The organism is Kitasatospora sp. NPDC058243 (assembly GCF_042882025.1).
GTDB lineage: Bacteria > Actinomycetota > Actinomycetes > Streptomycetales > Streptomycetaceae > Kitasatospora.
In genome coordinates this window covers 1-14221 of record NZ_JBHVWW010000027.1, presented here as the reverse complement: position 1 = coordinate 14221, position 14221 = coordinate 1, and the positions used below count along the sequence as shown (strand labels likewise).

Sequence of the window (14221 nt, the reverse complement as noted above, 5' to 3'; positions counted from 1 at the left end):
CGGAGGCCTTCCCCATGCCCAGCACCACCCCGACCCGCCCCCACAACTCCCGTACGATCCGCCGGCGTTCGGTGCTCGGCGGGGCCGCGCTGCTCGGCGCCGGCACGCTGGCCGGCTGCGGCATCCCGTCCGCGTACGTCGCCGAGGACCGCCGCTCGGTCCAGGACCGCTCGGACCGCGAGCAGCGGCTCGCCTTCTCCAACTGGACCCAGTACATCGACACCGACGACCAGGGCCACCGGCCGACCCTGGACGCCTTCACCGAGCGGACCGGCATCGCGGTCACCTACACCGAGGACATCAACGACAACGACGAGTTCTTCGGAAAGATCAGCCCGGTGCTCACCCAGGGCGCCGACCCCGGCCGGGACCTCATGGTGGTCAGCGATTGGATGGCCGGCCGGTACGTCTCGCTCGGCTGGGTGCAGGCCATGGACCGGGCCAACCTGCCCAACGTCACCGCCAACCTGGACCCGCAGCTCGCCGACCCGGCCTTCGACCCCGGGCGCCGGCGCAGCGTGCCCTGGCAGTCCGGGATCACCGGCATCGCGTACAACCGCAAGGCGCTCGGTCGGGAACTGAAGTCGACCGCGGACCTCTGGGCGCCCGATCTCAAGGGCCGGGTCACCCTGTTCGCCGGGCTGGACGAGGCGCTCGGGCTGCTGATGCTCGCCCAGGGTGCGGACGTCTCCCGGTTCGGCGAGGACGACGCGCACCGGGCGATGGACACCGTGCAGAAGATGGTCGACACCGGCCACATCCGCCGCTTCACCGGCAACGACTACACCAGCGACCTCGCCTCCGGTGCCGCCGTCGCCTGCCAGGCCTACTCCGGCGACGCCGTCCAACTGACCGCCCAGAACCCGGACATCGAGTTCGTGGTGCCGCAGGAGGGCGGCGAGCTGTGGGCGGAGAGCCTGATGATCCCCAACCGGGCCCGGCACAAGCGCAACGCCGAGCTGCTGATCGACCACTACTACCAGCCCGAGGTGGCCGCCGAACTCGCCGCGTTCGTCCAGTACATCTGCCCGGTGCCGGCCGCCCGCGAGGTGCTGGCGGCCAGCGGCGACAAGGACAAGGCCGAACTGGCGGAGAACCCGCTGCTCTTCCCGACCGACGAGATGCGCGCCCGGCTGCACACCATGCGCGACGTCACCTCGGCGGAGCGGCCCGAACTGCACAAGGTCTGGGGGCGCATCACCGGCGTGTAGGCCACCGGCGGTCAGCGGTCAGCGGTCAGCGGTCAGCGGTCAGCGGCGGACGGCGTCCAGGGCGAGCAGCGCCACGTGCAGGGAGAGGCAGGACTCCACCTGGTCGAGGTCGACGCCGAGGATCCGCTCGACCTTGTGCAGGCGGTCGTAGAAGGACGGCCGGGACAGGTGCGCGGCGTCGGCCGCCGCCGACTTGTTCCGGCCCTGCTCCAGGTAGATCCGCAGCATCTGCACCAACTGGCCGTTGTGCTCGGCGTCGTGGGCCAGCAGCGGGCCCAGCTCCCGCTCCACGTAGGTCTGCAGCCGGGCGTCGTCGCGCAGCAGGTGGAGCAGGCCGCGCAGCCGGACGTCCGGCAGCCGGTAGTACGAGGCGGCCCGGCCGCCGGGCGCGTCGTGCAGGGCCGCGTCGGCGACCTGGGTGGCCTCCAGCAGGGTGCGCCGGGCGTCCCGGACGGAGCCGACCGAGGAGCCGACCGCGACCACCGGGGCGGGTGCGGCGGCGGCGTCGTCCCGGCCGGCCTCGGCCGACATCCGGCGCAGCGTGGCCGAGAAGGCGTCCAGGGCGGCGTGCTCGTCCTGCTGGGTGCCGAGCGTGATCAGCACGCCGACGCCCTCGTCGTCCAGCGCGCCGACCAGGGCGGAGAGTCGGCAGGCCCGGACGGCTCCCGCGGCGAGCTCGGTGAAGTCGCGCAGCCGGGCCTGCGCCTCCAGGGCGGCCGGGATCGGGCCGCGCCGCTGCCGCAGCACCACTCCGACCAGCCGGCGGCCCTCCAGCGGGACGCCGAGCGCCTGGGCGCGCAGGGCCACCTCGGAGACGGTCAGCGCGTGGGTGAGGATGCCGGACAGCAGGGTGCGGTGGGTCTGCCGCTCCAGGCTCTCCCGGTCGCGCACCACCAGCCGGTTGAGCGCCAGGGCGGAGGCGCCGCGTTCCAGCAGCATGGTGTGCGGGTGGGCCTCGTTCTCGGGCAGCGGGCCCGGATCCTGCACCAGCACGAGTCGGCCCCAGTCCTGGCCGCGGGCGCCGACCGTGGTCACCAGCCAGCCGCTGCGCGGGTCGTGCCCGGTGCGGCCGGGCGGGCGGACCCCGCGGGAGCGGCGCTCCCAGTCCTCCAGCAGTTCGACCTCCGGGCGGCCGGCGGTGTCGTGGGCGAGCACCTGGTGCGCGAGGTTCTCCAGGACGACCGGCGCGCCCGCCATCCGGGCCACCTGGCGGATCACCTCGGGCGGCTCGGCGCCCTCCACCACCAGCTCGTTGAACACCTGGTGGACGGCCTCGGAGACGCGCAGCTGCTCCAGCTGGGCGTTGACCACCAGCGCGTGCACGGCCTCGGTGACGGCGACGAAGCGCAGCTCGCGGCGGAGCGTGATCAGCGGCAGGCCGCGTTGTTCGGCGGCGTGCACCAGGGCGCGGGGCAGCGAGTCGAAGTAGCGCCGGCCGTACTCGACGACCAGTCCGGCGACCCCCACCTCGTCCAGCTCGCGGACGTAGCGGGCCAGGCCCTCGCGGTCGTCGGGCAGCGCGATGCCGGTGGTGAGCACCAGTTCGCCGCCCTGGAGCATCCCGGCGACGTCGGGCAGTTCGCTCACGTGGACCCAGCGGACCGGCCGCTCCAGGTGGTCGGCGCCGGCGACGACCTGGGGCAGGCCGCGCCGCATCACCTCCAGGTCGAGCACGCGGGCGACGGTGGGGAGCATCGCGGGCCTCCAGGGCCTTGAGGGACCAGAGTGTCAGGTAAATCATCCATCGCGGCGACGACCTGTCGCCCTCGGTGAACCCTTGCACCCTGTAAGGCCCTACCCGCCGAGGTTGTCGGAGTGACCCTTGTCACGCCGGGGCGGCAACGGGCATGGTCAGCGGGTCGGCTGTGGCGAAAAACAGACCTCACGCCGGAATCCATCGCGTTGCCGGAATGCAACAGCGGAATCCCTTGTCCGGAGTCCGCCGGACTGCCAGGATCGCGCAACCCCGGTGATCAGCCGGTCGGATTCCCCCACCGCACAACCGTGAGAATCGCCGTGGCAGTCGACCCACCGGCACTTGGAGGAACCAGATGGACCTGACCGACTTCGGCGCGGGCGCGCAGTACATCGCGGGCCGTCGGACCCGGGGGAGCGGCGAGCCCTTCCAGGTCGTCAACCCCGCGGACGGCAGCGTGGTCGAGCAGGTCGCCCTGGCCACCACCGGCGAGGTCGACGCGGCCGTGGCCGCCGCGAAGGCGGCCCTGCCCGGCTGGTCCCGCGCCACCCCCGGCGCCCGCTCCGAGGCGCTGACCGCACTGGCCGCCGTCCTGACCTCGGCGAGCGCAGACCTCGCCCGGGTGGAGACCGCGCAGACCGGCAAGCCGGTCAAGCTGGCCACCGAGTTCGACGTCCCCGGCACCATCGACAACGTGGCGTTCTTCGCCGGCGCCGCCCGCAACCTGGAGGGCAAGGCGGCCGGCGAGTACTCCGGCGACCACACCTCCTACGTGCGCCGCGAGGCGATCGGCGTGGTCGGCTCGATCTCGCCGTGGAACTACCCGCTGCAGATGGCCGCCTGGAAGGTCCTGCCGGCGATCGCGGCGGGCAACACCATCGTGCTCAAGCCGTCCGAGCTGACCCCGCTCACCTCGCTGATGTTCGCCCGGGCCTGCACCGAGGCGGGCATCCCCGACGGCGTGGTCAACGTGGTCACCGGCGCCGGACGCACCGCCGGCGAGCACCTGGTCGCGCACCCGGACGTCGCCATGGTGTCCTTCACCGGCTCCACCCCGGTCGGCCGCAGGGTCGCCGAACTCGCCACCGCGAGCGTCAAGCGCACCCACCTGGAGCTCGGCGGCAAGGCCCCGTTCGTGGTCTTCGACGACGCCGACCTCGACGCCGCCGTGCACGGCGCGGTCGCCGCCTCGCTGATCAACGGCGGCCAGGACTGCACCGCCGCCACCCGCGCGTACGTCCAGCGCCCGCTGTACGACGCGTTCGTGGCCGGCGTGGCCGAGCTGTACGCCGCGATCCGGATCGGCGACCCGCTCAACCCGCACACCGACCTCGGCCCGCTGGTCTCGTACACCCACCGGGACCGGGTGGCCGGCTTCGTCGAACGCGCCCGCTCCTACGCCACCGTGGTCACCGGCGGCCGCGCGCCGGAGCAGGGCCACGACGGCACCGACCTCACCCGCGGCGCGTACTACGCGCCCACCCTGATCACCGGCGCCGCCCAGGACAGCGAGGTGGTCCAGGGCGAGATCTTCGGCCCGGTGCTCGTCGTGCTGCCCTTCGACACCGACGACGAGGGCCTGCGGCTGGCCAACGACACCCCCTACGGCCTGGCCGCCTCCGCCTGGACGGGCAACGTGCACCGCTCGCTGCGCGCCACCCGGGAGATCGCGGCCGGGTGCGTCTGGGTCAACGACCACATCCCGATCATCAGCGAGATGCCGCACGGCGGCTACAAGGCGTCCGGCTACGGCAAGGACATGTCCCAGTACTCGCTGGACGAGTACACCCAGGTCAAGCACGTCATGTTCGACACCACCGCGGTGGCCCGCAAGGACTGGCACCGCACCGTCTTCGGAGACAGATAACCCCTGCCCAGGGGCGCCGCCCCCAGGGCGCCCCGATTCGACCTCTTACCCCCAGGAGGCCCGTTCCATGGCGTTCAACGAGTTCACCGACGGTCTGCCCGAACCGGTCCGCAAGGCCTGGGAACGCAGCCAGACCAGCGGCCGGGCCGCGATCGGCCGCCGCACCCTGCTGCGGGCCGCCGCGCTGACCGCCGGTGCGGGCACGCTGGCCGCCTGCGGGATCCCGGCGGCCAGGACCGTCGGCGGCGACTCGACCGCCAACGCCGCCAAGGACCTCTCGGACACCGAGAAGGTGGTCAACTTCTCCAACTGGCCGCTGTACATCGACACCGACGAGAAGGACAAGGAGAAGCACGGCACCCTGGACGCCTTCACCGCGGCCACCGGCGTCAAGGTCAGGTACAACGAGGACGTCAACGACAACGTCGAGTTCTTCGGCAAGGTCAAGCCGCAGCTCGCGGCCGGCCAGGACACCGGCCGCGACCTGATGGTCCTCACCGACTGGATGGCCGCCCGGATGATCCGGCTCGGCTGGGCGCAGAAGCTCAACCCGGCGAACGTCACCACCGCGATCACCACCATCGACTCCCGCTTCCGCGCCCCCGACTGGGACCCGGGCCGGCTGTACTCCTACCCGTGGGCCGGCATCCAGGTCGTCATCGCCTACAACAAGAAGGCGACCAAGGGGAAGGAGGTCACCAGCGTCTCCCAACTGCTGGACGACCCCGACCTCAAGGGCCGGGTCACCTTCCTCTCCGAGATGCGCGACAGCATCGGGATCACCCTGCTGGACCTGGGCAAGGACCCGGCGAAGTTCACCGCCGACGACTACGACGCCGCCGTCGCCCGGCTGCAGAAGGGCGTCGACAGCAAGCAGATCCGCCGCTTCACCGGCAACGACTACGGCCAGGAGCTGTCCTCCGGTGACATCGCGGCCTGCGTCGCCTGGGGCGGTGACCTGATCCAACTGCGCGCCGACAACCCGGACATCGAGTTCGTCATCCCGGAGAAGGGCTACGTCTCCTCGACGGACAACATGCTGATCCCGGCCCGGGCGCAGCACAAGGCGAACGCGGAAAAGCTGATCGACTTCTACTATCAGCCGAAGATCGCGGCGCAGCTGGTCGCGGGCATCGGCTTCGTCTCCGCCGTCACCGGGATGAAGGACGAACTCGCCGCCCTCGCCCCGGACAGCGCGGCCAACCCGCTGGTCGTACCCACCCCCGAGATGGCGGCCAAGTCGCACGTGTTCCGCACCCTCACCGAGACCGAGGAGAGCGACTTCGAGCAGAAGTTCTCCAAGCTCATCGGCGCCTGACCCCCCCCACGCGCGGCCCACTCCCGGCAGAGAACCCAGGAAGACACCCATGACAGACCAGCAGCGCGACGCGGCCGCCGGCGGCGACGTCCGCCTCACCGGCATCGGCAAGACCTACGGCGCCTTCACCGCCGTCCACCCGCTCGACCTCACCGTCCCGCAGGGCTCCTTCTTCGCCCTGCTCGGCGCCTCCGGCTGCGGCAAGACCACCACCCTGCGCATGATCGCCGGCCTGGAGGAGCCCACCAGCGGCACCGTCCTGATCGGCGGCCAGGACGTCACCGCCCTGCCCCCGTACAAGCGGCCGGTGAACACCGTCTTCCAGAGCTACGCGCTCTTCCCGCACCTCGACATCTTCGAGAACGTCGCCTTCGGCCTGCGCCGCCGCGGCCGCAAGGACGTCAAGAAGCAGGTCGAGGAGATGCTGGAGCTGGTCGAACTCGGCCAGTACGCCCGGCGCAAGCCGCACCAGCTCTCCGGCGGCCAGCAGCAGCGCGTCGCCGTCGCCCGCGCCCTGATCAACCACCCGCAGGTGCTGCTCCTCGACGAGCCGCTCGGCGCACTCGACCTCAAGCTCCGCCGCCAGATGCAGCTGGAGCTCAAGCGGATCCAGACCGAGGTCGGCATCACCTTCGTGCACGTCACCCACGACCAGGAGGAGGCCATGACGATGGCCGACACCATCGCGGTGATGAACGGCGGCCGGGTCGAGCAACTGGGCGCCCCCGCCGAGCTGTACGAGAACCCCGCCACCACCTTCGTGGCCAACTTCCTCGGCCAGTCCAACCTGCTGCCCGCCGAGGTCACCGGCACCGACGGCGGCGACCTGCTGCTCACCGCGGCCGGCGTCCGCCTCGCCGTGCCCAAGGCGCGCTGCGCCACCGAGGCCAGGCAGGTCCACCTGGGCGTGCGCCCGGAGAAGATCACCATCGCGCACGCCTCCGCCGAGGTCGCCGACGGCCGCAACCGGCTGGCCGGCACCGTCCTCGACTCCAGCTTCATCGGCGTCTCCACCCAGTACGTGGTGCGCACCGACGGCGGCCAGGAGGTCACCGTCTTCGAGCAGAACATGGAGCGCGACGCCCGGATCGTCCCCGGCGCGCCCGTCCTGCTGCACTGGAACCCGGCGCACTCCTTCGCCCTGGACGCCGCGCAGGCGATCGACGCGGGCACCGCGGAGGAGGCCGCATGACCACCACCACCCCGGCCGCTCCGTCACAGGTCATACCGCTCACGGAACCGGCGCGGAAGCCGAAGCGCAAGCTCACCGCGTACTGGTTGCTGCTGCCCGGCATCGCCTGGCTCGTCGTCTTCTTCGCCGTCCCGATGGTCTACCAGGCGTCCACCTCGCTGCAGACCGGCTCGCTCGAAGCGGGCTTCAAGGTCACCTGGCACCTCGCGACCTACTGGGACGCCCTGGTCGAGTACAAGTGGCACTTCGTCCGCTCGTTCTCCTACGCCGGCATCGCCACCGTGCTCTGCCTGGCCGTCGGCTACCCGCTCGCGTACACGATCGCCTTCAAGGCGAGCAAGCGCTGGCGCAACGTCATCCTGATCCTGGTCATCGCGCCGTTCTTCACCAGCTTCCTGATCCGCACGCTGGCCTGGAAGACCATCCTGTCCGACGGCGGGCCGGTGGTCGGGGTGCTCAACACCCTGCACGTCCTGGACGTCACCAACGCGCTCGGCCTCACCTCCGGCGACCGGGTGCTCGCCACGCCGCTCGCCGTGGTCTGCGGTCTCACCTACAACTTCCTGCCGTTCATGATCCTGCCGCTGTACACCTCGCTGGAGCGGATCGACCCCCGCCTGCACGAGGCGGCCGGCGACCTGTACGCCCGGCCGTTCACCACCTTCCGCAAGGTCACCTTCCCGATCTCGCTGCCCGGCGTGGTCGCCGGCACCCTGCTCACCTTCATCCCGGCCTCCGGCGACTACATCAACGCCCAGCTGCTGGGCTCGCCGAGCGAGCAGATGGTCGGCAACGGCATCCAGAAGCAGTTCCTGAACGTGCTCGACTACCCCACGGCTGCCGCACTGAGCTTCATCCTGATGGCCCTGATCCTGGGCATGGTGACGGTCTACATGCGCAAGGCCGGGACGGAGGAACTGGTCTGATGTCCCGGATTACCAAGTGGATACGCGCCCACCTGGTGGTGCTGGCCGGCGTGCTGGCCCTCGCCTACCTGGTGCTGCCCAACCTGGTCGTGCTCGCCTTCTCGTTCAACAAACCGGTCGGCAAGTTCAACTACGAGTGGAACGAGTTCTCCACCGACGCCTGGACCAACCCCTGCGGCGTGGCCGACATGTGCCAGTCGCTCTCGCTCAGCCTGCAGATCGCGGTGCTCGCCACCATCGGCGCCACCGTGCTCGGCACCATGGTCGCCTTCGCACTGGCCCGCTACCGCTTCCGCGGCCGCTCGGCCACCACCGCGATGATCTTCCTGCCGATGGCCATGCCCGAGGTGGTCATGGCCGCCTCGCTCGGGACGCTGTTCCTCAACATGCGCATCCCGTTCGGCTTCACCACCATCCTCATCGCGCACATCATGTTCTGCCTCAGCTTCGTGGTGACGGCCGTCAAGGCCCGCGTGATGAGCATGGACCCGAGGCTCGAACAGGCCGCCCAGGACCTCTACGCGACCCCCATCCAGACCTTCCTGCGGGTCACCCTGCCGTTGGCCGCCCCCGGCATCGCGGCGGGAGCGCTGCTCAGCTTCGCGCTCTCCTTCGACGACTTCATCATCACCCAGTTCAACTCGGGCCCGACCACGGTCACCTTCCCGATGTTCGTCTGGGGCGCGTCGCAGCGCGGCATCCCGGTGCAGGTGAACGTCATCGGCACCGCGATGTTCATCGCCGCCGTCGCGCTGACCGTCGCCGGCCAGTGGCTGGGCAACCGCCGGAAGGCCACCGCCTGACGTACGGTCGGGTGTGGTGGCCGAACAAACCATCGCCTAAGTACAGAAAGTGGCTGATAATGCATGGACTCCGCCCGCGCACTCAGTGACGCCAGGCCCACCCCCTTCTGGCTGGAGGATCCGGGCCGGCCGGCGGCACTGCCCGCCCTGGTCGGCGACACCACCTGCGACCTGCTGGTCGTCGGCGGCGGCTACTCCGGCCTCTGGACCGCCCTCATCGCCAAGGAACGCGACCCCTCGCTGGACGTCGTGCTGGTCGAGGGCAACGAGGTCGGGTGGGCCGCGTCCGGGCGCAACGGCGGATTCTGCGCGGCCAGCCTCACCCACGGCTTCGGCAACGGCTTGCAACGCTGGCCCGCCGAACTCGCCCAGCTGGAACGCCTCGGTGCCGCCAACCTGGACGGCATCGAGGCCACCCTCAAGCGCTACGGCATCGACGCCGAGTGGGAGCGCACCGGCGAGATCGACGTCGCCACCCAGCCGCACCAGGTCGAGGAACTCCACGAGATCGCCGAGGCCGTCGCCCGGTACGGCTTCGACATCACCGTCCTGGACGCCGACGAGCTGCGCGCCGAGGTCGACTCGCCGACCTTCCTCGGCGGCCTCTGGGACAAGGAGGGCGTGGCGATGGTCCACCCCGCCAAGCTCGCCTGGGGCCTGCGGGACGCCTGCCTCGGCCAGGGCGTGCGGATCTTCGAGCACACCCGGGCCACCGACCTGCGGGAGTACGGCAGCGGCATGGCCGTCCGCACCCCGTACGGACGGGTCTTCGCCCGGCGCGTCGCACTCGGCACCAACGTGTTCCCGTCGCTGGTCAAGAGGGTCCGGCCGTACATCGTGCCGGTGTACGACTACGCGCTGATGACCGAGCCGCTCAGCGACGAGCAGCTCGCCGCGATCGGCTGGCGCGGCCGGCAGGGACTCGGCGACAGCGCCAACAAGTTCCACTACTTCCGGCTCTCCGCCGACAACCGGATCCTGTGGGGCGGCTACGACGCCGTCTACCACTACGGCGGCCGCGTCCGGCACGAGTACGACCAGCGGCCGGAGACCTTCCGCACGCTGGCGAACCACTTCTTCCGCTGCTTCCCGCAGCTGGAGGGCCTGCGGTTCACCCACGCCTGGGGCGGCGCCATCGACACCTGCAGCCGGTTCTCGGCGTTCTTCGACACCGCCTACCGGGGCAAGGTCGCGTACGCGGCCGGGTACACCGGGCTCGGCGTCGGCGCGACGCGCTTCGGCGCCGAGGTGATGCTCGACCTGCTGTCCGGCGAGCGCACCGAGCGCACCTCGCTGGACATGGTGCGCAGCAAGCCGCTGCCGTTCCCGCCCGAGCCGGTGCGCTGGGCCGGGATCGAGATCACCACCCGCTCGCTGGAGCGCGCGGACCGCAACGGCGGCCACCGCAACCTCTGGCTGCGCACGCTCGACCGCATGGGGCTCGGCTTCGACAGTTGACCTCGCTGTCCGTGAGCTGACCTCGCCATCCCTGCTATCCGTGTTATCCGTGCTATCCGCGTTATCCGTGTAAGAGAGACCCGCCGTCCGCCTCTCCTTGGTGACGGCGGGTCTCGGTCTCCCCGTCGCGTCCCGACCAGGACGATCCGACCGGAACCAGCGGCAAGAAGCGGGGACAGACATGGAGAGCACCGGACTGCACTGGCTCGCCCAGGTGGCAGCGGACCCGGAGGCCTTCCGGGAGCAATGGGAGCGCACCGGGCTGGGGCTGATGCTGCTACCGGCCGGCCGCCGCTGGGACGTCCTCTCCGTCCCCGGACGGCTCGGACGCCCGGCCCTGGAGATCCTGGACCCCGGCTCCTGCGGCCCCGTCCTCACCGACTTCGGGGACGAACACGTCAGCTTCCTGGTCCCCGTCGGCACCGCCGCCCGCTGGATCGGGACGGGCGTGCGCAGCGCGGGGGAGGGCACCTGGATCGTCGTCCCGCACCCCGAGCGCCGCAGCCGCGGGGTGCGCTGGCTCGTCCCGCCCGACGGCTCCGGACGGCTCAACGACCCGGTGCTGCTGGAGCTCGCCCTGCACGAGGCCGCGGCCGGGCTCAGCGGCTGGTGATCGCCCGCCCCGGGCTCCGGCCCCAGGCCGGCGGTGGCGCGCGGGGCGGGCGGTCGCGTCAGACTGGAAACGTGACCACCGCCCCGGACGCCGTCGACGCGCCCCTTCGACCGGGCCACACCCAGCTGCGCCTCGCCGCACTGGCGGCCCCCGTCTGCGACCGGTACGGGCTCGCTCTGGCCGGTGGGCACGCGCTGCGCGCCCACGGCGTCGCGGCCTGCCCGCAGGACGGACTCACCCTGGTGACCGGCGGGGCCGACCTGCCGGAGGTGGCCGCCGCGCTGGGCGAGGCCTACCGCGCGGCCGGCGGCGGGGTCGCCGAACGCCCGGGCACGCCGCGGCTGGAGCAGCTCACCGTCCGGCTCGCGCTCGGCGGGCGGTCGCACTCGGTGGAGCTGCGGAAGGAGCCGCTGGCCCACCGGCCGGTGCGCTTCGACCTCGCCGCGCCCCCGCCCGGCGAGCCGGCGGTGGCGCTGCCGGCGGTCCTGCCGGTCGTCCTGCCAGTTGTGCTGCCGGTCGTCGCCCTGGAGGACGCCGCCGCGCTCACGACCGCGCTGCTGGTGGACCGTGGCATGCCGCGGGACCTGGTCGACGTGCACGCCCTCACCGACTGCTACCGGGAGGGCGAACTCATCGCGCTGGCAGGCGAATTGGACGCGGACTTCCAGCCCGCGGCGCTCGCCGACCGGCTGGAGACGCTGGCCGAGGCGGCGGACGGCCGGTTCCGGGCCCGGGGTGTCGCGGCACGCGCGGTCGGCGGGCTGAAGCGGTGGGCGCTCGCCTGGGCCCAGGACCTGCGGCTGGACCTGCTGGAGACCCAGGAGGCGGCCGACGGTCTGCACGACCCGTACCTGGAGGACGAGGAGTCCTGAACGCGGGGTGGCGGCGCTTCGTCCTCGCGCGTTCCTCCTGCCGCGTTCGTCCTGGCGCGTTCGTCTTGCGGGGTCGTCTTTGCGGGTCCGGCTTCACACGTTCGTTCGTGCCCCCTCACCCATTCGGCCGAGCAACCGGACGACCTGTAAGGCTGAATCCGCGATCCCCGTCAGCCTGTTCGTTGAGGCCTGGCGCGGCGGGCACCAGACTGGAGACGAACGCGGTAGCCCCGTGAATCCCGTCGCCCGGCCCACTCGCGGGCGGCGCCAGACAGGACCGGCGGCAGGACGCCGCCCGGGACTTCGGAGGCAGACGGACTTGAGCAAGCACATCACTCACTGGATCGGCGGCGAGCCCGTCGCCACCGCCGGCGCGGCGCCCCGCCGCGGTGACATCTTCGACCCGGCCACCGGCCAGGTCGCCGGCCAGGTCGACTTCGCCGGGATCGCCGAGGTCGACCAGGCCGTGGCCGCCGCCGCCTCGGCCTTCGCCGATTGGCGCACCGCCTCGGTCGCCAAGCGCACCACCGTGCTGTTCGCCTTCCGCGAGCTGCTGAACGCCCGCCGCGACGAGCTGGCCGCGATCATCGTGTCCGAGCACGGCAAGGTCCACTCCGATGCGCTCGGCGAGATCGCCCGCGGCCTGGAGGTCGTCGAGTACGCCTGCGGCATCCCGCAGCTCGTCAAGGGCGGCTTCACCGAGCAGGCCTCCACCGGCGTCGACGTCTACTCGATCCGCCAGCCGCTCGGCCCGGTCGCGATCATCTCGCCGTTCAACTTCCCGGCCATGGTGCCGATGTGGTTCTTCCCGCTCGCCATCGCGGCCGGCAACACCGTCGTCCTGAAGCCCTCGGAGAAGGACCCGTCCGCCGCCAACTTCCTCGCCGGATTGTGGAAGGAGGCAGGCCTGCCGGACGGCGTCTTCAACGTCGTGCACGGCGACAAGGCCGCCGTGGACCGCCTGCTGGAGCACCCGGACGTCAAGTCCGTCAGCTTCGTCGGCTCCACCCCGATCGCCCGCTACGTCTACGAGACCGGTACGCGCTACGGCAAGCGCGTGCAGGCCCTGGGCGGCGCCAAGAACCACATGCTGGTCCTGCCCGACGCCGACCTCGACCTGGCCGCCGACGCCGCCGTCAACGCGGGCTTCGGCGCGGCCGGCGAGCGCTGCATGGCCGTGTCCGTCCTGGTCGCGGTCGACCCGATCGGCGACGACCTGGTCGACAAGATCAAGCAGCGGATCGCCACCCTGAAGGTCGGCCCCGGCTGCAACGGCGACTCCGAGATGGGCCCGCTGGTCACCGGCCAGCACCGCGACAAGGTCACCTCCTACGTCGAGTCCGGTGTCGCCGACGGCGCCGAGCTCGCCGTGGACGGCCGCAAGCACCCGGTCACCGCCGAGGACGAGAACGGCGCCCCGACCTCGGACGGCTTCTGGCTCGGCCCCACCCTGTTCGACCACGTGAAGCCGGGCATGTCCGTCTACAACGACGAGATCTTCGGCCCGATCCTCTCCGTCGTGCGCGTCGCCTCCTACGACGAGGGCCTGGCGCTGATCAACGCCAACCCGTACGGCAACGGCACCGCCCTCTTCACCAACGACGGCGGCGCGGCCCGGCGCTTCCAGTTCGAGGTGGAGGTCGGCATGGTCGGCATCAACGTGCCGATCCCGGTCCCGGTCGCCTACTACTCCTTCGGCGGCTGGAAGGCCTCCCTGTTCGGCGACGCCCACGCGTACGGTCCGGACGGCGTGCAGTTCTTCACCCGCGGCAAGGCCGTGACCCAGCGCTGGCTGGACCCCTCGCACGGCGGCATCAACCTCGGTTTCCCCACCAACAGCTGATCTCCCGCCCCGCGGTCGTGCCGGCCGGACCCTTCTCCCCGGGGTCCGGCCGACCCTTTGCACCCCGTTTGCATCCGGTCGCGATCACGCGTAGAGTTCTTCGAGCTGCCTGGCTGGGAGCACCGGACACGCATCTCCGCGCGGACGGTCCCGGGGTAGCCAATCCTTTTGAAACACCATTTCCTGGTTCGGGCTGGTTCGCGTCTTGTCGCGGCTTGGTTCTTATTCGGCGTGTTCGTTTTATTGGATTGCGGCCGATTCGCTTTTCGGAGCGGGGATCGGCTAGAGTTTGAAACGTCGGACGGGGCGTCAAGCCGCAGAAGACATCAGCGAGTTGGATGAACGAAGCGCCGGAAACGGAGCGGAAAACATCTGGTAAGCTGGAAACACGAAAGAACGAAGCGCCCGGAGGGCCCGCTGGA

General features: G+C 71.3%; 11 protein-coding genes. 10 read left to right on the top strand and 1 reads right to left on the bottom strand.

Annotated elements, in window-relative coordinates; translation table 11 throughout:
* The first annotated feature begins 14 nt into the window (after positions 1 to 14).
* The gene (locus ACFVX9_RS19225) at positions 15 to 1211 is read left to right on the top strand and encodes a spermidine/putrescine ABC transporter substrate-binding protein (RefSeq protein ID WP_387982641.1); all 1197 of its coding nucleotides are present in this window, start codon (positions 15 to 17) and stop codon (positions 1209 to 1211) included.
* 39 nt (positions 1212 to 1250) lie between these two features.
* Here the strand turns inward: ACFVX9_RS19225 and ACFVX9_RS19220 are convergent, their stop codons facing one another.
* Complete coding sequence (locus ACFVX9_RS19220) at positions 1251 to 2906, bottom strand: PucR family transcriptional regulator (RefSeq protein ID WP_063347657.1); 1656 nt, start codon at positions 2904 to 2906, stop codon at positions 1251 to 1253.
* Between the two features lie 356 nt (positions 2907 to 3262).
* Here ACFVX9_RS19220 and ACFVX9_RS19215 point away from each other — a divergent pair, with 356 nt between their 5' ends.
* The 9 genes from ACFVX9_RS19215 (at position 3263) to ACFVX9_RS19175 (ending at position 13799) form a co-directional block, all read left to right on the top strand.
* Positions 3263 to 4774, top strand: a complete 1512-nt coding sequence (locus ACFVX9_RS19215) for a gamma-aminobutyraldehyde dehydrogenase (RefSeq protein ID WP_380482251.1) — start codon at positions 3263 to 3265, stop codon at positions 4772 to 4774.
* A 67-nt stretch (positions 4775 to 4841) separates the two neighbouring features.
* Complete coding sequence (locus ACFVX9_RS19210) at positions 4842 to 6092, top strand: spermidine/putrescine ABC transporter substrate-binding protein (RefSeq protein WP_380377498.1); 1251 nt, start codon at positions 4842 to 4844, stop codon at positions 6090 to 6092.
* Between the two features lie 49 nt (positions 6093 to 6141).
* Positions 6142 to 7284, top strand: a complete 1143-nt coding sequence (locus tag ACFVX9_RS19205; protein ID WP_380340579.1) for an ABC transporter ATP-binding protein — start codon at positions 6142 to 6144, stop codon at positions 7282 to 7284.
* Positions 7281 to 8210 (top strand): ABC transporter permease, encoded by a 930-nt coding sequence (locus tag ACFVX9_RS19200; protein ID WP_380423402.1) that lies wholly within the window; start codon positions 7281 to 7283, stop codon positions 8208 to 8210. Before ACFVX9_RS19205 ends, ACFVX9_RS19200 begins: the two co-directional genes overlap by 4 nt.
* Complete coding sequence (locus ACFVX9_RS19195; protein ID WP_380377495.1) at positions 8210 to 9013, top strand: ABC transporter permease; 804 nt, start codon at positions 8210 to 8212, stop codon at positions 9011 to 9013. The genes ACFVX9_RS19200 and ACFVX9_RS19195 overlap by 1 nt, the downstream gene beginning before the upstream one ends.
* Before the next feature lie 63 nt (positions 9014 to 9076).
* A complete protein-coding gene (locus ACFVX9_RS19190) occupies positions 9077 to 10471 on the top strand; it encodes an NAD(P)/FAD-dependent oxidoreductase (protein WP_380377494.1) in 1395 nt (464 codons plus the stop codon).
* 181 nt (positions 10472 to 10652) lie between these two features.
* Positions 10653 to 11084, top strand: a complete 432-nt coding sequence (locus ACFVX9_RS19185) for a hypothetical protein (protein ID WP_063347650.1) — start codon at positions 10653 to 10655, stop codon at positions 11082 to 11084.
* 71 nt (positions 11085 to 11155) lie between these two features.
* Entirely contained in the window at positions 11156 to 11956 is an 801-nt protein-coding gene (locus tag ACFVX9_RS19180; RefSeq protein WP_380482248.1) for a hypothetical protein, read from the top strand.
* 319 nt (positions 11957 to 12275) lie between these two features.
* Positions 12276 to 13799 carry a CoA-acylating methylmalonate-semialdehyde dehydrogenase gene (locus ACFVX9_RS19175; RefSeq protein WP_387982637.1) on the top strand — a complete coding sequence of 508 codons (1524 nt, stop codon included), beginning with the start codon at positions 12276 to 12278 and terminating at the stop codon, positions 13797 to 13799.
* The last annotated feature ends 422 nt before the right edge of the window (positions 13800 to 14221 follow it).

What these genes read in the sequence shown, in the direction of transcription:
- ACFVX9_RS19225 (WP_387982641.1), top strand. Translation starts at nt 15, where the DNA reads ATGCCCAGCACCACCCCGACCCGCCCCCACAACTCCCGTACGATCCGC.
- ACFVX9_RS19210 (WP_380377498.1), top strand. Translation starts at nt 4,842, where the DNA reads ATGGCGTTCAACGAGTTCACCGACGGTCTGCCCGAACCGGTCCGCAAG.
- ACFVX9_RS19205 (WP_380340579.1), top strand. Translation starts at nt 6,142, where the DNA reads ATGACAGACCAGCAGCGCGACGCGGCCGCCGGCGGCGACGTCCGCCTC.
- ACFVX9_RS19215 (WP_380482251.1), top strand. Translation starts at nt 3,263, where the DNA reads ATGGACCTGACCGACTTCGGCGCGGGCGCGCAGTACATCGCGGGCCGT.
- ACFVX9_RS19185 (WP_063347650.1), top strand. Translation starts at nt 10,653, where the DNA reads ATGGAGAGCACCGGACTGCACTGGCTCGCCCAGGTGGCAGCGGACCCG.
- ACFVX9_RS19220 (WP_063347657.1), bottom strand. Translation starts at nt 2,906, where the DNA reads ATGCTCCCCACCGTCGCCCGCGTGCTCGACCTGGAGGTGATGCGGCGC.
- ACFVX9_RS19200 (WP_380423402.1), top strand. Translation starts at nt 7,281, where the DNA reads ATGACCACCACCACCCCGGCCGCTCCGTCACAGGTCATACCGCTCACG.
- ACFVX9_RS19195 (WP_380377495.1), top strand. Translation starts at nt 8,210, where the DNA reads ATGTCCCGGATTACCAAGTGGATACGCGCCCACCTGGTGGTGCTGGCC.
- ACFVX9_RS19190 (WP_380377494.1), top strand. Translation starts at nt 9,077, where the DNA reads ATGGACTCCGCCCGCGCACTCAGTGACGCCAGGCCCACCCCCTTCTGG.